Genomic DNA, 18,447 nt, shown 5'->3' on the forward strand with positions numbered 1-18,447 from the left:
TTTTGTGCGGAGGCGGCGTGCGGGCGAGTGGTCAGAGGAGAGGCCTCCTGCCTCACTCTCTGTCCATCATGGTTAAGTCGTTGTTGCCGTTAGACTACGCGGGTCAGCACCGGCTCTCCACGAGCAAACGCCAGCATGTTCTCAAACACCAGATCGGCCATCGCCGCCATGGTTTCGTGGGTGCTGCTGGCGATATGTGGCGTAATCACCACATTGTCGCGCTGACGCAATTCGTCAGGCACCTGCGGCTCCTGTTCAAAAACATCCAGTCCGGCACCGGCGATCTGCCCGGTTTCCAGCGCCGCCAACAGCGCCTGCTGATCCACCACGCTGCCGCGCGCGATGTTGATCAGATAACCCTGTGGACCCAGCACCCGCAGCACATCTGCGTTAATGATATGCCGCGTTGCGGCCCCGCCCGGCAGCGTAAGCACCAGAAAATCGGCCTGCTGCGCCAGCGCTATCAGGCTCTCATGCCGGGTAAAGGGCACGTCGGGGCGTGAACGCGGGTTGTAATAGTGAATCTGCATATCAAACGCCTGTGCGCGCCTGGCTACCGCCTGGCCGATATTGCCCAGCCCGACGATACCGCACACCTTGCCGCCAATTTTACTGCTCAGCGGAAAGCGACCCTGCGTCCAGTGCCCGGCACGCGTGAAGCGATCGGCCTCACTGATGCGGCGCGCCACATCCAGCAGCAGCGCCATGCCCAGGTCGGCGACGCAATCATTCAGCACCTCGGGCGTGTTGGTGACGACAATGCCGCGTGACCGGGCGGCTTCCGTATCAATGCTGTCATACCCGACGCCGTTACTGCAGATCGCTTTGAGGTTGGGCAATGCCGCGATCAGTGCGGCGGGTGCGCCCATCACCGCGTTGCCGCTGGTGACCAGTATGTCGATGGCAGCACCCTGTTCAGCCAGAAAAGCCGCCTCATCGTCCGCCTCCCATAGCCGGAAGGCGGTGAACGCATTTTCGATATTCGCAATCAGCTCTGGTGGCAGAAATTTCCCTTTGATCAGCACCTTACATTGCTTTAATGCCATCTTCTTTCTCCTGATGGTTATAGGCTGCCGGGCGATTGGTCTCTTCGCCGACGCGTTCAATCGGTCCCATCACCAGCAGGAACAGCAGCGCCGCGACCACGCAGTGTGCCGCCACAAATGCCAGCCCGATGCTGTAGCTGCCGGTCAGCCCGACGATGATGCCGAACAGCAGCGGCGTGGTGAAACCGGCAATATTGCCGATGCCGTTAAAAATGGACCCCGCCAGACCCACCGCCTCTTTGGGCGCGGTGTCGCTGATTACCGTCCAGGTGCCTGCGCCCGCCGCGATGCCTTTGCCGAAAAAGGCGAAGGACATAATGGCGATGATGCCGCCATTACCGGGAATAATCGCCGCCAGCACCAGGCTCGACGCCATCAGCATGCCGACGATGTAGGGGGTTTTACGCGCCCAGGAGACGCTCCAGCCCCGGGCGATTAACTTATCTGACAGGTAACCGCCGCTGATCCCGCCGAGAAAACCAAACACCGCCGGGGCGATGGTGGCGAATCCCGCCTCCATAATGTTCATGCCGCGTGCCTGAACCAGATAGATCGGGAACCAGGTAATGAAGAAGTAGCTGAGCGCAATGATGCAGTACTGACCAAGATAGGCGCACCAGAGCATACGATTGGTAAACAGCTTTCTGAACATCGCTTTGCTGACCGGTGGCCGCGCTTTCAGCGTCTGCGCCGCGTCGATATCCACCAGCGCGCCGCCGTCAATGATGTGGCGCAGTTCGCTTTCCGACACGCCGGGGTGATTACGCGGCTCGCGCATCCAGGCCGTCCAGACAAACACCGCCAGCAGGCCGATGCCGCCCAGCACAAAGAATGGCCACTCCCAGCCAAAGCGCGACACCAGCCAGCCTGACAGCGGCGAGAAGATGGCGACGGCAAAATATTGCGCCGAACTGAACAGCGATGACGCCCGTCCCCGCTCAGCGCCAGGGAACCACATAATCACCACGCGCGCATTGGCGGGAAAGCTGGGTGCCTCAATGAGTCCCAGCATAAAGCGCAGACCAAACATCAGCATCAGTGCGCCGGTCATACCGCTGGAGAATTCACCCACAAATCCCATCGCCAGTGTCGAGACAGACCAGAGTGCCAGCGTGATGCCATACACTTTTTTGGCCCCGAAGCGGTCAAGAAACAGTCCACCGGGGATCTGGCCGATAACGTAGGCCCAGCTGAAAGCAGAGAGGATCAGTCCCAGCTGGATCGCTGACAGGCCGAACTCCTCTTTGATCGCCGATCCGGAGATCGAGAGGATCGAACGGTCGGCGTACGCCACGACTGACAAAAACAGGATCAGGCAGAGGATCCCGATGCGGACATGGGTGGTCCGTTGAGGCGTTGCATCTTTAGGCATGAGCTGAATTCCTTAAAAAGCGGCAGGTTGCGCCACGAGGTTTTTTTCAGGAATAACGCTGAGATTTCCCGCTTCTGGAAATATAGATAGGAGGCTAACCATCGGTCATTGTGCGGATGTAGAGATCGACGGGTCCGATTCAGCGATTTTCTGGCAACCGCCACAACCGCCCGTGCGGCGCTGCACAAAAGCGCAAAAAGCTGCTGCTCTCTGCCGCAGAGTGTGCACCCGATCGGGGTTTTAACCGGCCCGGGCAGCTATGACGCGACGAATTTGCAGCAAAGTGTGGCGACGCCAGCAAGAGTGAAACGGGCGGCTTGTCAAACCTGGCGGCAATTTCTAAGCTGCAGATGATCCTATTTATCCATTTTTATAATAAATGAAAAATCCATTCCATCCGGTTAACCTCGGGAGTCCGCAATGAAAACACGCGCATGGGCCTTACTCTGTCTGCTCTCTCTTTCCACGTCGGCGCTGGCAGAGAAGATTGGCGTTTCGATGGCTTATTTCGACCAGAACTTCCTGACTATTATTCGCCAGTCGATTGAGAAAGAGGCGAAAGCGCGTCAGCTGGATGCGCAGTTCGAAGATGCACGCGGCGACGTCGGCCGTCAGACCGATCAGGTACAGAGCTTTATCAGCGCCGGGGTGGATGCGATTATTGTCGATCCGGTCGACTCCGCCAGCACCCCAGCCCTGACGAAACTGGCGCAGCAGGCGCACATTCCGCTGGTCTACGTTAACCGCACGCCGGGCGATAAAACCCTGCCACCGGGCGTGGTGTTTGTCGGCTCTGACGAACGCGAGTCCGGCACGTTGCAGATGGAGGCGCTGGCGAAGCAGGCCGGTTACCGCGGCAATGTCGCCATCATGATCGGTAACCTCAGCGATGCGGGCGCACTGCAGCGCACCCGGGATGTGGAGCAGGTAGTGGCAAAGTATCCCGGAATGAAAGTGGTGCTCAAGCAGACTGCCAACTATGCGCGCAATGAGGGCATGGATTTAATGCTCAACTGGCTGTCGAACGGGGAAGCGATTGATATTGTCGCCGCTAACAACGACGAAATGGCGATTGGTGCAACCATGGCGATTGCTCAGGCGAAGCCGAAGAAAACCATTCTGGTCGGCGGCATTGATGCCACGCCGGATGGCCTGAAAGCGCTGGCGAGCGGCAGACTGGCGGTGACGGTGTTCCAGGATGCCGTGGGCCAGGGCAGGAAATCGGTTGAGGTGGCGCAGCAGATGATCAAAGGCCAGAAGGTCGACGCCCACCAATGGATCCCGTTTGAGCTGGTCACACAGCAGAACATGCAGCAGTACAGCCCTAAAAATCCGTAACGCAACACGGCGCGGCAGCACTGCCGCGCCGGTTATCACTCCCCGTTCAGCAGCTTCGCCATCATCACCACATCGCGCAGCTGACCGTCACGCAGTGCGGCCTGGCGTTTCACCCCTTCCCGCTCAAAGCCCAGCCGCTCATAGAGCCGCAGCGCACGATCGTTGTCGTGAAACACTTCCAGCTCCATACGGGTAATGCCCAGCCAATTGCGGGAGTAGTCGAGCGCGGTGCGGATCAGGCGCTCACCAACGCCGCGACCACCAAAATCGGGATGCACGCCCAGCCCAAAGCTGATGCAGTGGCGGGTGCGCGGCTTGTTATCCACAAACAGCGTCAGTTCGCCGGCCAGCACGCCGTCGATCTCGGCGACAAAGGCGATAAAGCCCTCGGCATCCATTCTGGCGATTTTTTTCTCCCAGGTGGCGACGCTGGGAAACGGCAGCTGCAGCGTCCAGGGATAGACGTCGGGATGACTGTAAAGCCGCTGATAAGCGGCAGCGTCCTGCGGTTCCCGTGCCCGAATGGTGATTTCCATATTTTCTCCTGTTAGCCGAATGGGGTTCATGCACTAAGCTGTAGCTCTTTACCGGACGGAAAGAGTATCGCTATGTTGTATCGTCGTTTTGAGCGTTTTATCAATATATTTCAGGACGCACCCACCGATTCGCCCCCCTCAACGGTCTGGTCGTTTTACCTCTACTACCTGCGCCAGGTCTGGCCCAGTTTTGCCGCGCTGCTGGTGGTCGGGCTGGCATCAGCCCTGATTGAAGTGTCGCTGTTCAGCTATCTGAGCCGCATTATCGATATGGTCAATCACTCTACGCCCGCCACCCTGTTCCGGGATAACTGGCCGATACTGTTGTGGATGGGCGCGGTGGCGCTGATTCTGCGGCCGGTTTTTATCGCCCTGCACGATATGCTGGTGCATCAGAGTATCAGCCCGAGCATGACCAGCATGATCCGCTGGCAGCATCACAACTACGTGCTGCGTCAGAGCCTTAACTTCTTCCAGAGCGATTTCGCCGGTCGTATTGCCCAGCGCATTATGCAGACCGGCAGTTCACTGCGTGACTCGGCGGTGCAGCTGGTGGACGCCATCTGGCACGTGCTGATCTACGCCGTAACCTCGCTGGTACTGTTTGCCGGTGCCGACTGGCGGCTGATGATCCCGCTGATTATCTGGATGGTGGCCTACAGCGCCTCGCTGCGTTTCTTTGTACCGCGGGTCAAAGCCCGTTCTGTAGTCTCCTCGGAAGCGCGCTCAAAGCTGATGGGCACCATTGTTGACGGCTACACCAACATCGCCACCATCAAGCTGTTCGCCCACAGCGACCTGGAACGTCAGTACGCGCGTGAGGCGATTCAGGAGCAGACCGACAAAACCCAGCACGCCAGCCGCATGGTCACCAGCATGGATCTGACGCTGTCGGCGCTGAACGGCCTGCTGATTGTTTCAACATCCGGCCTGGCATTGTGGCTGTGGAGCCAGTCGCTGATCAGCGTCGGGGCGATTGCGCTGGCGACCGGTCTGGTGATCCGTCTGGTGAATATGTCCGGCTGGATCATGTGGGTGGTCAACGGCATCTTCGAAAACATCGGCATGGTGCAGGATGGCCTGAACACCATTGCGCAGCCGCTGAGCGTGCAGGATGCGCCGCAGGCGAAGCAGCTTAAGGTGACGCGTGGCAACATCCGCTTTGAGAATGTACGCTTCGATTATGGTGGTGGCCGTCAGGTGATTAACGGTTTTAACCTCGATATCCGACCCGGTGAGAAGATTGGTCTGATTGGTCCCTCGGGTGCCGGTAAATCGACGCTGGTGAACCTGCTGCTGCGTCTTTATGACCTGAACGGTGGGCGGATTGTGATCGACGAACAGGATATTGCCGTCGTGACCCAGGAGAGCCTGCGCAGCCAGATTGGCATGATCACCCAGGACACCTCGCTGCTGCATCGCTCAATCCGTGAAAACCTGCTCTATGGCCGTCCCGACGCCACTGAAGAGGAGCTGCAACTGGCCATTCACCGCGCCCGCGCCGATGAGTTTATTCCGCTGCTCTCCGACTCGCTGGGCCGCACCGGGCTGGACGCGCACGTGGGCGAGCGCGGCGTGAAGCTGTCGGGCGGTCAGCGTCAGCGTGTGGCGATTGCCCGCGTGCTGCTAAAGGATGCACCGGTTCTGATCATGGATGAGGCGACCTCAGCCCTCGACTCTGAAGTGGAAGCCGCCATTCAGGAGAGCCTGGAGTCCTTAATGCAGGGCAAAACCGTTATCGCCATTGCGCACCGCCTGTCGACCATCGCGAAGATGGATCGGCTGGTGGTGCTGGATAAAGGCGGTATTGCCGAGATGGGCAGCCATCAGGAGCTGCTGGCGCAGAACGGTCTTTATGCCCGACTGTGGCAGCATCAGACCGGCGGATTTGTCGGCGTCGATTAATCGCCGTGTCGATAGGGTAAGGCGTCGCGCGCTTCTTCCGCCCAGCCGCGTACGCCTTCCCGCTCCTGCACCAGAAAATCTGCCACGGCCTCGCGCAGGCCGGGATGCAGCAGATAGTGCCAGGAGTGGGTAATCTGCGGCTCAAAGCCGCGCACCAGCTTGTGCTCGCCCTGCGCCCCCGCATCAAATCGCGTCAGCCCTTCATCAATCGCTAAATCCATCCCCTGATAAAAACAGGTTTCGAAGTGCAGCCGGTCAAACTCCGCCAGACAGCCCCAGTAGCGGCCATAAAGCGTGTTGCTGTCACGCAGATAAAAGGCCATCGCCGCCGGTTGCTGCTGCAGGCGGGCGATTACCACCACAATATTCTGCGGCATCCGCTCTGCCAGCAGGCTGAAAAAGTTGCGCGTCAGGTAGGGCCGCTGGCCGCGCACCGCGTAGGTGTTGGCGTAACAGGTGTAGACAAAATCCCACTGATCTTCACGCAGCTGACAACCCAGATAGCGGTCAAACGCAAAGCCGCTCTGCGCCACCTGCTCACGCTCTTTACGCAGCTGTTTGCGCTTGCGCGACATCAGCGTGTCCAGGAAGTCCTGAAAATCACGGTAGCCACGGTTATGCCAGTGATACTGACAGCCGAGCCGGGAGAGCCAGTCGGGCTGATCGGCCAGCAGCAGGTTCGCCTGCGCATCGGTAAAGTTGATGTGTGCGCCGCTTAAGCCGTGCTGCAACAGGCTCTCCGGCAGGGCCGACAGCAGTTGTGCGGCGGCAGAGGCGTCACCCAGCAGGCGCGCGCCGCTGACCGGACTGAAGGGAATCGCCCCCAGCCATTTCGGGTAGTAGCGGATCCCGGCGCGCTGGCTGGCATCCGCCCAGGCGTGATCAAAAACATACTCGCCCTGTGAATGATATTTCTGGTAGCCCGGCAGCGCGGCGCGCGTCACGCCCTTTTCCCGCCACAGCAGATGATCAGGCTGCCAGCCCGATTCAGGCCGCACGCTGCCGCTCTCTTCTAGGGTGAGCAGAAAGGCGTGGCGCAAAAACGGCTGGTCATCAGGCAACAGCGCATCCCACTCGGCGGCCGGGATCGCCGCCAGTGACGTCAGGTGAATCAGCGACATGAATTACTCCAGAGAACGTCGGGCAGAGCGTCAGTCAAGCAGGTTTTCCGCGGCAGCGAAAGGGTTAAGGCACGCAAAGTGAAGGCTGCAACGCCTGGCCGCAGCTTCTATACTGCGACTTTACCCTTTCAGGACTTCGCCATGGATCGACTCGATTGTGACCGGATGTTTGTCACGGTGCTGGAAACCGGCAGCTTTTCAGCGGCAGCGCTGCGTCTCGGTACCAGCAGCAGTCAGGCTTCTAAACTGGTTTCAAAGCTGGAGCAGCAGCTCGGCGTCCAGCTGTTTAAGCGTAGCACGCGCGCCCTCTCGCCCACCGACGTTGGCCGTAGTTATTATGAGCGGGTAAAAAACCTGCTCGATGCGTTTGAAACGCTGGATGCCAGCGTGCGTGAAAGCGCCACCACCCCCACCGGCAGGCTGAAAATCAGTGCGCCCGGCTCTTTTGGCACGGCGGTGCTTTCTCAGGTGCTGGTGGCGTTTGCCCGTCGCTATCCACTGATTGAACTGGATGTCAGCTTTTCCGACCGGGCCGTGAACATCGTCGATGAGGGATTTGATATGGCGATCCGCATCGGCAACCTCAGCGACAGCAGTCTGGTGGCGCGCAAGCTGGGCGAAGTGCATGTCCGCATTGCTGCGTCACCGATCTATCTTGAGCAGTTCGGTACGCCACAACACTGGCGGGACATGGCGCAGCATCAGTGCATTATCGACACCAATTTCCGCGATCCCTGGCACTGGCCGTTTGTCAGCGGTGACGGCAGCAACGAGATTGTCACCGTGCCGGTCCGGGGCCGTCTGCGATTTGCCAACACTGAAGCCTGTCTGCAGGCAGCGATGGCCGGATTAGGCATTGCGCGCCTGCCCGGTTTCATCGCCGCTCCCGCGCTGCAACAGGGTGATATTGTCCGGCTGCTGGATAACTTCGACACACCGCCGCTGGGCCTGTTTGTGGTCTATCCGCCCGCTCGTCATCTGGCGCACCGGGCGCGCCTGCTCATCGATTTTCTGGTGACCCACTTTACCCACTTCCCGCCTGCGTGATTCCTTCCATAATGGAAGAAATGATTGTCTTTATGACCGGATTATCAGCCGTTTAGTCATCAGTTAAGCTGCTTCTCAAAACAGAGAGGAGTCGCGCGATGTTAGTAGAAGGCAAATGGAGTAGTGACTGGCATCCGGTGCAGGCTACCGATAAACAGGGCGGCTTTGTCCGTCAGACGTCCGGCTTTCGGGACTTTATCAGCAGCGATGGCTCCACGGCATTCGCCGCCGAACCCGATCGCTACCACCTCTATGTGGCGTTGATTTGTCCGTGGGCGTCACGTGCGCTGATCGCCCGTAAGCTCAAGGGGCTGGAAGCGCTGATCGGCGTGACGGTGGTCGAGCCGCAGCTTGGCGCTCAGGGCTGGCGCTTCAGCAACTTTCCCGGCGCGCAGCCGGACCCGCTGAATAACGCGCAATACCTGCATGAAATTTACACCCGCGTCGCGCCCGACTACACCGGGCGGGCCACTGTGCCGGTGCTGTGGGACAGGAAAACTGCCACCATCGTCAGCAACGAGTCTGCGGACATTGTGCGGATGTTTAACAGCGGCTTTGGCGATCTGGCCGATAACCGCATCGACCTTTATCCCGCCACGCTGCGTGCGGAGATTGATGCGCTGAATGAGAGCCTTTATCCGCGTCTGAATAACGGTGTTTATCGCGCGGGCTTCGCCACCACCTCTGTCAGCTATCAGCAGGCGTTTAATGACGTTTTCAGCCAGCTCGATGAACTGGAGGCGCTGCTCAGCGATGGTCGTACCTTCCTGCTGGGTGAACGGCTGACGGAAACCGACATCCGGCTGTTTGTGACCCTGATTCGCTTTGACGTCGCCTATCATGGCCTGTTCAAATGCAACCTGCGCCGGATCCGCGACTATACGCTGCTGAACCGCTATCTTAAGAGCATGTTGTCGGTCTCTGGCGTACGTGAAACGGTCAACATTGACCATATCAAACAGGGTTACTACTCGATCAAGGCGCTGAACCCGAACGGCATCGTTCCGGCGGGTCCTGATCTGAGTGAATACGGTTTATAAAAGGAGCAATGATGGCAAAAGCACTGGTGATTTTTCTGCATGGCGTGGGCAGTAACGGCGACGATCTGGCTCCGATTGGCCGTCACTGGGCGACGCTGTTGCCGGATGTGGTTTTTGCCTCGCCCAATGCACCTGAACGTTTTCCCGCCGGTTTTGGCTGGCAGTGGTTCAGCCTGACAGACGTAACGCCAGAAAACCGGCCTGGTCGGGTTCGGGCGGCACGGGCCGCGTTTGATGCGACACTCAATGAAATTGTCGCGCAGCACGGCTTTGCCGACCGCTGGCAGGATGTGGTGCTGGTGGGCTTCTCTCAGGGGTCGATCATGGCGCTGGATGCGCTGGCGTCTGGCCGTTATCCGCTGGCGGGCGTGGTCGCCTTTTCCGGTCGTCTGGCGGTTGACGGTGAATTAACTCCGCAGGCTCATGTGCCCGCCCTGCTGATCCACGGCCAGGCCGATGAAGTCATCCCGTGGCAGGAGAGCGAATCTGCGGCGGCCCGGCTGCGAGTTGCGGCGGTGCCGGTTGACGCGCGCTTTGAACCCGCCACCGGCCACACCATTTCCGCTCAGGGTGCCATGCACGCCGCCGCGTTTATCGGGCAGTGCTTACAGGATTAACCCCAGCAGCGCGTTAACGCCTGCCAGGCATGGCGGGCAGCCACGTCGGGCGGCAGGCGTTTCAGCGCATCATTAAAGACTTCAATCCCCACCGGCCCCTGATAGCCCGCGCTTTTGAGCTTATCGACAAAGCGCTCAACATTGATAATCCCATCGCCGGGCAGCAGACGCTGGTGCTTGGCCATCGCCATCAGGCTCTGCTTATCCTGTGCGGGAACGACAGCCATATCGCACAGCTGCACTTCATAGATGCGATCGGCGGGAATGCCGTCCAGATGGGACGCATCACCACCCAGCGCGCAGATGTGGAACAGATCGACCACCAGCCCGATATTAGGCTGATCGAGCCGCTGCAATCGCTGCCACGCCAGCGGCAGGGTGTTATCCACGCTGCACCAGGCCATCGGCTCATACATAATGCGCATGTTGTAGCGCGCGGCTTCAGAGGCCATCCAGCGCAGGTCATCATCAATCTGGTCGGCACAGCAATCCTCACGGGTGCTGGCCGGTGCCTGAATGGTGTCACAGCCCAGCGCCTGGGCAATCTGTATGAACTGACGCAGCTCTTCGCGCTTCTGAGATCGCAACGCACTGGGTGCGCCGGTGAAATCACGCAGCACCTGCAGATTGGTAAAGCCAGGTCCCTGTCGTGCGCTGATCTCAGCCAGTGTCGCTGCACCGCCTTCACAGGCTTCAACATCCTCGCGCCAGATCTCGACCTGATCAAAACCGGCGTCACGCGCCGCCTGCAGCTTCTGGCCGGGTTCACCGTTTAACAACACCAGGTTAAGGAAGGTGGGATTGGTTCGCATTTGCTCGGCTCCTTAATCGTCCGGAATAATCGGTGAGGTTCAGCGTCAGCCCAGCAGCGTGACCAGTGCGAAACCGGCAAACGCCATCAGCAGCGAGCCAATTACATGCACCAGCGCGCTGGCCATCGCCCAGAAATACTTCCCTGATTGTAGCAACACCATTAATTCTGCCGTGAAAGAGGAGAAAGTCGTCAGCCCGCCGCAGAGTCCGGTGACGATTAACAGTTTCCAGATCGGGTCGATGTCGGGATGGCGGACAAACCAGGCCATCGCCCCGCCGATCACCAGACCGCCGATCAGATTCACAAGCAGCGTGCCGGGCGGCAGGTTGGGAAAGAGTGCATTAAAACGCATTGCGAACAGCCAGCGCAGTACACAGCCGGCAGAGCCGCCGATCACCACAGCCAGTAAGGGTTTAAACATGTCTTGCTCCTGATTACAGAGTAATGCCGGGCTGAGGAGGAGAGGCAGAGATAAACTGCGCCTGACACCTCAGCTCCCGCGAAAGGATTGAGTGTCAGGCGTCATCAGCCGGTGTTAAGCCCACCGGCGGTTGGTAAAGGTGGCACGCCATCACCTTGAGCCGGTGATAATACGACGCCCGTTCCAGGCTGGCAATACGGCTGAATCGCTTGACGCCCTGCCCGCTGGCGGGGTAATGCTGAAGGTTTACAGCCTGTTGCGGAGAGCCTATGCGTACCCTGATTTTTGATACTGATATCGGCGTGGATGACGCCTTTGCGCTGGCTTATGCGGCGCGGACGCAGCATCTGCTGGGGATTACCACGGTTTTTGGTAACGTGGCAGTGGGTCAGGCGGTGAAAAATGCCCGGCTATTCTGCGACAAAATGGCGATTAACGCAGCGGTCTGGCGCGGCTGTTCACGGCCGCTGGCGCTGACCCCCTCTGCGCCCGCCAGGCTGCACGGCGAAGATGGGCTGGGCGATGCGTTTGATAATGCTTTTAGCGATGAGGCGCCAGGCGCGGTGCAGTTTATTATCGACAGCGTGCGGGCGCAGCCGCATCAGATCACCCTGGTGGCAATTGGTCCGCTGACCAATATCGCCACGGCCATTAATCAGGCGCCGGATATTATTCCGCTGGTCAAAGAGCTGGTGATCATGGGCGGCGCGTTTGGCACCGACGGCCACAGCGGCAACGTGACGCCTTTCAGCGAATTTAATATCTGGAAAGATCCGCACGCCGCCGATCAGGTGCTCGCGTCGGCGCTGAACGTGGTAGTGATCCCGCTGGATGTCACGCACAAGGTGCTGATCAGCGGCGATGAGGTGCAGCGTCTGAACCAGCCGGTGCTGAGCGCGATCTGTCGCCCTTACCTGGCTTACAGTCTGGAGAAAGAGGGATTCGAGGGTATGGCGCTGCACGACACCCTGGCAGTGGCGTGGCTGACGCTGCCGCAGGCGTTTACGCTCACCGAAAGTCCGCTGCGGGTGATTACCGAGGGCATCACCTGCGGTCAGACGGTGCGTAAGCTCAGCGCGCTGGCATCACGAGCCGATCCGTTTGCCGGTCTGCCCGCCCAGCGCATCGCGCTCGGCGTGGATGCCGACGCGGTGCGGGCGCACTTCTTTGAGACCCTCACCGCGCCCTGAATCACGTTACCTGTCGAAGTGAATGACGCCTTTGATCAGTTCGCGGTTGTTAATGACCTGCGCCTCAAAGGTTTCATCCAGCGTGGAGAACGCCAGATGGTGATTCAGCATCATGTCGGCGCGCAGCTGGCCGCTGGCCATTAACGCACGCACCCGATCAAAGTCTTCGCGGGTGGCGTTGCGGCTGCCCATCAGCGTGGCCTCTTTTTTGTGGAATTCACTGTCCGGGATGACCAGATCGCCTTTGTGCAGACCGACATAGACGATGGTGCCGCCGTGCCGCATCAGGTTGACTGCATTGTTCATCGCCGCCGGATTGCCGGTGGCGTCGATCACTTTCAGTGCCAGACGGCCACCAAACTGCTCGCGCAACGCACTATCAAACGCCTTATCAGCCGGATTCAGTGCCGCCAGACCGAGCTGGTCAGCGACATGCTGGCGACGAAATTCGCTGGTATCCGCGACCACCACCTGCGCACCACTGGCGGCGGCAATGGCGGCGACACCCAGCCCAATCGGCCCGGCTCCGACCACCAGCACCTGCTCATCCGCCCCAACTCCGGCACGCCGCACCGCATGGGCGCTGATGGCAAACGGCTCAATCAGCGCGGCCGCTTCCGGTGCGACCTCATCCACCGCCAGCAGGGTGCTGACCGGCACGCTCAGGTAGTCGCAGAAACCGCCATCCTGATGCACGCCAATCACCGAGATCCGTTCACAGCAGTTGGTTTTTCCGCTCTGGCAGGCGTCGCAGCGCAGGCAGGAGATGTAGGGCATGAGTGCCACCCGCTGGCCTGGCTGAAAGCCTTCCGCGCCACTGCCCAGCGCCACCACTTCTGCACAGATTTCATGGCCCAGTACCCGTGGATAGCTGAAGAACGGCTGATTGCCGGACCAGGCGTGGATATCAGTGCCGCAGATCCCGGCAGTCAGGATTTTAATCAGTGCCTCGCCCGCGGCAGGCGTGGGGGTGTCGCGTGTGGTCCAGACCATCTTACGTGGTTCAGCGATGACCAGTGCTTTCATTGTTGTCATGGTGATTCTCCGGTTGTCCTGCTGGCAGTTATGGCGAATCCTGCTCGCCGCGCGGCGTTCGTTTGCGGGAAGTGTGAAGCACGGCGATTTTTTTGGGCTTTGAATGGTTTTTAATGCATAAAAAACCGGAGAGTGAGATGAGCCGCAGCCAGAATTTGCGTCAGAATGTGATCAACCAGATGCTGGAGAGCATTGCTCAGCGCCACATCTGTTCACCGTTGCCGCCGCAGGCTGCGCTGGCCGAGATGTTCAATATCAGCCGGACCACGGTGCGTCATACCCTGCACTATCTGCATCAGTGCGGCGTGCTGGATAAAGTCGATCAGACTTACGTTATCGTGCGCGATCCGCGTGAAGAAGACGGCTTTAGCGCCTTAACGCCGCCGATTGAGCAGCAGGCCAGCCACTTCGAGCAGATGTTTTTTAATATGATTAATCAGCGGCAGCTGGTGCCGGGCGACACCTTCAGCGAGCTGCAACTGGCGCAGCAGGTGAAGGTCAGTCCGGTAGTGGTACGCGAGTTTCTGCTGCGCTTTATGCGCTATGACCTGCTGGAGCCGGTTAAACGTGGTCAGTGGCGGATGAAGAAGTTCACTCAGGATTACGCCGAGAAGCTGTTTGAGCTGCGCGAGATGCTGGAAACCCACGCCCTGAGCCGCTTCCTCAATCTGCCCGCCAGCGATGAACGCTGGGTTCAGGCGCGGGATCTGCTGGATCGTCACCGATCGATGCGTGACACCATTGCCAGCAACTATCGCCACTTTGCCGCGCTGGACCGCCAGATGCATTCGCTGATTTTATCCGCCGCTAACAACCCGTTTTTCAATCAGTCGCTGGAGATAATCTCGGTGATTTTTCATTCGCATTATCAGTGGGATGAAAGCGATCTCAAGCAGCGCAATATTGTGGCGCTGGAGGAGCATATGGCGATTCTCACCGCGCTGATTGGCCGTCAGGATATCGACGCGCTCTGCGCCTTACATAACCATCTGGCGACCGCCAAAACCTCAATGGTGCGCTCAATCGGTCAGTACAATTAAAAACCGATTAAAAACCACAAAGCATTAGCTCCCGCACGATTCAGAAACATCTTTGCAACATCCTTAACCCTTTGCTCTTAGTCTCGACTGCAACGTCACGGCGGCCTTTTGCCGCTGCGCGCAGACCCCTTCTCACCATAACGATAAGTACCCAGTTTCGGGAGAGTGCAATGGAAAAGACTTCAGTAACCGGCCGCGACAGCGTGACCGGCGACACGCCACCAGGCCAGGATTTCGTGCCGATGCGCAGCGACGTGGTGCGTTCACCGCGCATCCGCAAAGTACAGATCACGGCAATGTTGCTGCTGCTGTTCGCCGCCATCATCAACTATCTGGATCGCAGTTCGCTGTCGGTGGCGAATATGACCATCCGCGACGAGATGGGGCTGAGCGCCACCGAAATCGGCCTCCTGCTCTCTGCTTTTTCACTGGCGTATGGCCTGGCGCAGCTGCCGTGTGGTGCGCTGCTGGATCGTAAAGGGCCGCGCATTATGCTCGGCATCGGCATGTTCATCTGGTCGCTGTTTCAGGCGGCCTCTGGTCTGGTGCATAACTTCACCCAGTTCGTGCTGGTGCGCATCGGTCTCGGCATTGGCGAAGCGCCGATGAACCCATGCGGCGTGAAAGTCATCAACGACTGGTTCAACATTAAAGATCGCGGCATGCCGATGGGGATGTTTAATGCCGCCTCAATGATTGGGCTGTCCGTAGCCCCGCCGATTCTGGCGGCGATGATGCTGGTGATGGGCTGGCGCGGCATGTTTGTCACCATCGGTATCCTCGGCATGTTCCTCGCGATCGGCTGGTATATGATTTACCGCGACCGCGATAACAACACTCTGAGCGCCGAAGAGATCCACTATCTGCAGGCGGGCAGCGTGGCATCGCGTAAAGAGCCGATCAGCTTCAGAGAGTGGCGCGGCCTGTTTAAGCAGCGCACCATGTGGGGCATGATGATTGGCTTCAGCGGCATCAACTACACTGCGTGGCTCTATATCGCCTGGCTGCCGGGCTATCTGCAATCGACCTATCATCTCGATCTGAAAAGTACCGGCCTGCTGGCGGCGATTCCATTTCTGTTTGGTGCTGCGGGCATGCTGCTGAATGGCTATGTGGTTGATTCGCTGGTGCGTCGCGGCTTTAACGCGGTGAAAACCCGCAAAGTCTGCATCGTCAGCGGAATGCTGCTGTCCGCCGGGTTTACCGCGGTGGTGACCCGCGCGACCGACACCACCAGCGCCGTGACGCTGATTGGGATGGCGCTGTTCTGTATCCACTTTGCCGGCACCTCGTGCTGGGGGCTTATCCACGCCAACGTCACCGCCCGCATGACCGCCTCGGTCGGCAGCATCCAGAACTTCGCCAGCTTTATCTTCGCCTCGTTCGCGCCCGTCATCACTGGCTGGGTGCTCGACACCACCAAATCGTTCAGCCTGGCGCTGATGATTTGCGCCTGTGTGACGCTGGTTGGCGCACTCGCCTACCTGCTGCTGGTGCGCCAGCCGATCACCGACGGCGAATAAGCACGGCTGACGGCGGCTACGTCAGCGCCGTCAGGGTGACGCCATATTTTGCACCGTAGCGTTTAATGCCCCCCATCACCTTCTCTGTACTGAGTGGAGGGGGTGGTGGCAACAGCGGTGCCCGTTCACGCAGCGCCGAGTCGAAGCGGGCAAACGTCGCGAAATCACGCGGGAACCGCGCTTCATCCACCCCAATCAATGCCCCCTCATCACGCGCATGGGATAACAGTGCCTGCCAGCGATCAATCTCCGCCAGCCCGATGCTGTCGGTGCCGTGAGAAAAGAGCATCATGTCGATGTTACGAAACGGCGGCTGTTTTTCCAGGAAGCGTTGCAGCGCCGCCGCGGACGGTTCGGTACAGAACACCAGCCAGAACGGAATCGCCTGCTGCTGCTGGGTACACCAGGGATCCATCAGCAGGAAACTGTCCACCGTCAGCCGGGTCGATAAAATGCCCGCTGCCAGATACCAGTCGCGATAAATCTCCGCCACCACAAAACTCATTGCTTCCGGGTCTTCGTAACGAATCTCCATCAGCTTCCAGTTCTGCGCCGCCGCCAGTTTTTTCAGCGGGGAAATCAGATAACCATCCAGGCCCCACTCCGCTTCCGGCACGTGGTCAGTGATGTCAGGCGGCGTCCAGCGCTCGCGGTCAATGCCGTAACGCGCCAGATATTCCGCTACCCGCGGGCCACCCTGTAAATACTCTTTTTCGGTTGCGCCACCGAGCGCGCCAAACTGAAAGAACGAGCGATCGCTGGTGCGTGTCACCGGCCACTGGCGGGTGCAGTGGTTGATAAACAGCGTTGAACCCGCGGGCAGGCTCCCCATCAGGAATTCATTGAAAGCCAGCGGCAGTTCACGCAGTTTCAGCCGGAAATAGCGCATCTGGTCAAGCATCAGCCGATCCTGATTCGGGTCATGCATATGGTGCACCGCCAGCCTCGGCCAGGCGGCCAGCAGTGCAGCCGCAATCTCTTTGCCCTGCTCAAAGCTCGCCATCGCATCATCGGGATCGCTGTTGGTCGCCCGCACCGGACAGAGAAAGGTCTGCGGCAGCCAGGGCACGCCCATCGCCGACGCCAGATGCACCAGCGCGCCGTTCGACGAGCCAATAAACGCCGCCGGATAATCCTGCTGCGGGTACTCGCTGACCATCCATTCTGCGATGCCTTCCACATCCAGCTCGCCCGCCTGACGCAGGCTGATACCTTCTGCCATGCCGCCCAACGCATAGCCCCACTCACGCAGCCCGGTCGGCAGACGGTTCAGTGAGGGTAGCAGCCGGTCAAGTGTCGGTGACTGGCTCGGACTGGCAAAGGGACGATCGTGGAGCGCATTGGCCAGCGCCAGCAGCATGGCGGCGGCCGAGTCAAAACGGGCGATGCCTTTGGGCGGTTTACTCATGCTGATTCTCCTGCTGAATGCGCGCCAGGAACGGGCGAATGGCGTTGCAGAAACTCCACGGATAGACGTAGTGCAGCGTGTGCGTGCCGTCGCGCAGCGTCAGGCGTTCACTGTGCGGCATCAGAGCAGCAAGCTCATCCAGCCAGCGCGCCCGACAGATCGGATCGCGCGAACCGCGCAGCAGCAGCGTCGGCGCAGTAATGTAAGTCAGACGATGCTCGATGCGGTCACGCAGCATGGCGCGCATCGTGCCAAAGGCGCGCCAGAGCCCCGCTTTAGCGTAATCGATGCGGGCCAGCGGCCCCGGCGGACGACGCGTTTCCAGGCGGCCATTACGCCAGCTGCGCCACAGCTGACGCGGCAGGCTGCGGGCATGACGATCGACCGTCGGCCCCTGCAACACCAGCCCCGCCACGGCCTGCGGATATTTCACCGCCAGTGCCGCCAGAATCTGACAGCCAAACGAGTTCCCGACCCAGATAGCACGCTGAAACCCGTTGTGCTGTAGCCAGAGCCAGAGTGCGTCAGCCTGCTCATCCACGGACATAATCGGCGCAGAAGCTGGCAGCGCACTGGCCCCAAACCCCGGCAGATCCGGTACCAGTACGTGATAGTCGCGACCCAGCGCCAGCGCCAGCGGCTCCATCGCACGGCCCGACATCACCAGACCGTGAACCAGCACTACCGGCAGTCCCCGAGCTTCATTGGGCGTCACGCGGGTAAACATGCGCCAGTCGCCCACCTGCTGAAAGTAACCCGCCAGCCCGGCGTGATGACTGCGCGGCGACACCGGCGGTGTCTGTTTCAGCGCCTGCCAGCGTTTCATGCCCCAAAGCGTAGCTGCCATACCTAATCCCACGCCTGCCACAATCGCTGCCTGTTTTCGTCGATGCTTCTGGATCATCCGCTGCTCCTGATTTGGGGAGAATAATTCAGTGTAGGACGGGATTGGGTTGGGGGCGGGTAAATGGTGGGTTGGGGAGATTAGTGGGGT

General features: G+C 59.5%; 17 protein-coding genes and 1 riboswitch. Of the genes, 8 read left to right on the plus strand and 9 right to left on the minus strand.

Annotation, left to right across the window (positions count from 1 at the left end; genetic code table 11):
• Positions 1–89 precede the first annotated feature (89 nt).
• Together BY447_RS09625 and BY447_RS09630 are read right to left on the minus strand one after the other, a co-directional pair.
• Positions 90–1,046: a 2-hydroxyacid dehydrogenase gene (locus BY447_RS09625; RefSeq protein WP_110331032.1), complete on the minus strand. Its 957-nt coding sequence runs from the start codon at positions 1,044–1,046 to the stop codon at positions 90–92.
• Complete coding sequence (locus BY447_RS09630; RefSeq protein ID WP_110331033.1) at positions 1,027–2,418, minus strand: MFS transporter; 1,392 nt, start codon at positions 2,416–2,418, stop codon at positions 1,027–1,029. Before BY447_RS09630 ends, BY447_RS09625 begins: the two co-directional genes overlap by 20 nt.
• Positions 2,419–2,838: 420 nt before the next feature.
• Here BY447_RS09630 and BY447_RS09635 point away from each other — a divergent pair, with 420 nt between their 5' ends.
• Positions 2,839–3,756, plus strand: a complete 918-nt coding sequence (locus tag BY447_RS09635) for a sugar ABC transporter substrate-binding protein (RefSeq protein ID WP_110331034.1) — start codon at positions 2,839–2,841, stop codon at positions 3,754–3,756.
• A 35-nt stretch (positions 3,757–3,791) separates the two neighbouring features.
• On the opposite strand, the gene BY447_RS09640 is transcribed toward BY447_RS09635, so the two are convergent.
• On the minus strand, positions 3,792–4,292 hold the full coding sequence (locus BY447_RS09640; RefSeq protein ID WP_013359407.1) for a GNAT family N-acetyltransferase: 501 nt from the start codon (positions 4,290–4,292) through the stop codon (positions 3,792–3,794).
• Positions 4,293–4,364: 72 nt separating this feature from the next.
• On the opposite strand from BY447_RS09640, the gene BY447_RS09645 reads away from it, so the two are divergent.
• The gene (locus BY447_RS09645) at positions 4,365–6,197 is read left to right on the plus strand and encodes an ABC transporter ATP-binding protein (RefSeq protein WP_013359408.1); all 1,833 of its coding nucleotides are present in this window, start codon (positions 4,365–4,367) and stop codon (positions 6,195–6,197) included.
• Here the strand turns inward: BY447_RS09645 and BY447_RS09650 are convergent.
• Positions 6,194–7,318, minus strand: a complete 1,125-nt coding sequence (locus tag BY447_RS09650; RefSeq protein ID WP_110331035.1) for a GNAT family N-acetyltransferase — start codon at positions 7,316–7,318, stop codon at positions 6,194–6,196. The genes BY447_RS09645 and BY447_RS09650 overlap by 4 nt on opposite strands.
• Positions 7,319–7,459: 141 nt before the next feature.
• On the opposite strand from BY447_RS09650, the gene BY447_RS09655 reads away from it, so the two are divergent.
• The 3 genes from BY447_RS09655 to BY447_RS09665 all read left to right on the plus strand — a co-directional run bounded on the left by BY447_RS09655 (position 7,460) and on the right by BY447_RS09665 (position 10,022).
• Positions 7,460–8,365 carry a LysR family transcriptional regulator gene (locus BY447_RS09655; RefSeq protein WP_013359410.1) on the plus strand — a complete coding sequence of 302 codons (906 nt, stop codon included), beginning with the start codon at positions 7,460–7,462 and terminating at the stop codon, positions 8,363–8,365.
• A gap of 98 nt (positions 8,366–8,463) precedes the next feature.
• The gene (locus tag BY447_RS09660; protein WP_110331036.1) at positions 8,464–9,405 is read left to right on the plus strand and encodes a glutathione S-transferase family protein; all 942 of its coding nucleotides are present in this window, start codon (positions 8,464–8,466) and stop codon (positions 9,403–9,405) included.
• Positions 9,406–9,416: 11 nt separating this feature from the next.
• Positions 9,417–10,022 (plus strand): alpha/beta hydrolase, encoded by a 606-nt coding sequence (locus tag BY447_RS09665; protein ID WP_110331037.1) that lies wholly within the window; start codon positions 9,417–9,419, stop codon positions 10,020–10,022.
• Here BY447_RS09665 and BY447_RS09670 read toward each other — a convergent pair.
• Positions 10,019–10,834: a sugar phosphate isomerase/epimerase family protein gene (locus tag BY447_RS09670; protein ID WP_033784249.1), complete on the minus strand. Its 816-nt coding sequence runs from the start codon at positions 10,832–10,834 to the stop codon at positions 10,019–10,021. The two genes, BY447_RS09665 and BY447_RS09670, sit on opposite strands and share 4 nt — an antisense overlap.
• Positions 10,835–10,879: 45 nt before the next feature.
• Positions 10,880–11,257 (minus strand): fluoride efflux transporter CrcB, encoded by a 378-nt coding sequence (crcB, locus tag BY447_RS09675; protein WP_013359414.1) that lies wholly within the window; start codon positions 11,255–11,257, stop codon positions 10,880–10,882.
• An 88-nt stretch (positions 11,258–11,345) separates the two neighbouring features.
• Positions 11,346–11,421: riboswitch (Fluoride riboswitch) on the minus strand.
• A gap of 105 nt (positions 11,422–11,526) precedes the next feature.
• Between crcB and BY447_RS09680 the strand changes: the two genes are divergently transcribed.
• Positions 11,527–12,447, plus strand: coding sequence for a nucleoside hydrolase (locus BY447_RS09680; RefSeq protein ID WP_110331038.1), 921 nt, complete (start codon positions 11,527–11,529; stop codon positions 12,445–12,447).
• A 6-nt stretch (positions 12,448–12,453) separates the two neighbouring features.
• On the opposite strand, the gene BY447_RS09685 is transcribed toward BY447_RS09680, so the two are convergent.
• Entirely contained in the window at positions 12,454–13,482 is a 1,029-nt protein-coding gene (locus BY447_RS09685) for a zinc-binding alcohol dehydrogenase family protein (protein ID WP_110331039.1), read from the minus strand.
• Between the two features lie 137 nt (positions 13,483–13,619).
• On the opposite strand from BY447_RS09685, the gene BY447_RS09690 reads away from it, so the two are divergent.
• Together BY447_RS09690 and BY447_RS09695 are read left to right on the plus strand one after the other, a co-directional pair.
• Positions 13,620–14,522, plus strand: a complete 903-nt coding sequence (locus BY447_RS09690) for a GntR family transcriptional regulator (RefSeq protein ID WP_013359418.1) — start codon at positions 13,620–13,622, stop codon at positions 14,520–14,522.
• Between the two features lie 170 nt (positions 14,523–14,692).
• Entirely contained in the window at positions 14,693–16,045 is a 1,353-nt protein-coding gene (locus tag BY447_RS09695) for an MFS transporter (protein ID WP_013359419.1), read from the plus strand.
• Positions 16,046–16,061: 16 nt separating this feature from the next.
• On the opposite strand, the gene BY447_RS09700 is transcribed toward BY447_RS09695, so the two are convergent.
• Positions 16,062–17,453 (minus strand): hypothetical protein, encoded by a 1,392-nt coding sequence (locus BY447_RS09700; protein ID WP_110331040.1) that lies wholly within the window; start codon positions 17,451–17,453, stop codon positions 16,062–16,064.
• Positions 17,446–18,357: an alpha/beta fold hydrolase gene (locus BY447_RS09705; protein ID WP_110331041.1), complete on the minus strand. Its 912-nt coding sequence runs from the start codon at positions 18,355–18,357 to the stop codon at positions 17,446–17,448. The genes BY447_RS09700 and BY447_RS09705 overlap by 8 nt, the downstream gene beginning before the upstream one ends.
• Between the last annotated feature and the right edge of the window lie 90 nt (positions 18,358–18,447).

This window comes from Pantoea sp. JKS000250, from assembly GCF_003201065.1.
In the GTDB taxonomy this organism is placed as follows: domain Bacteria; phylum Pseudomonadota; class Gammaproteobacteria; order Enterobacterales; family Enterobacteriaceae; genus Pantoea; species Pantoea vagans.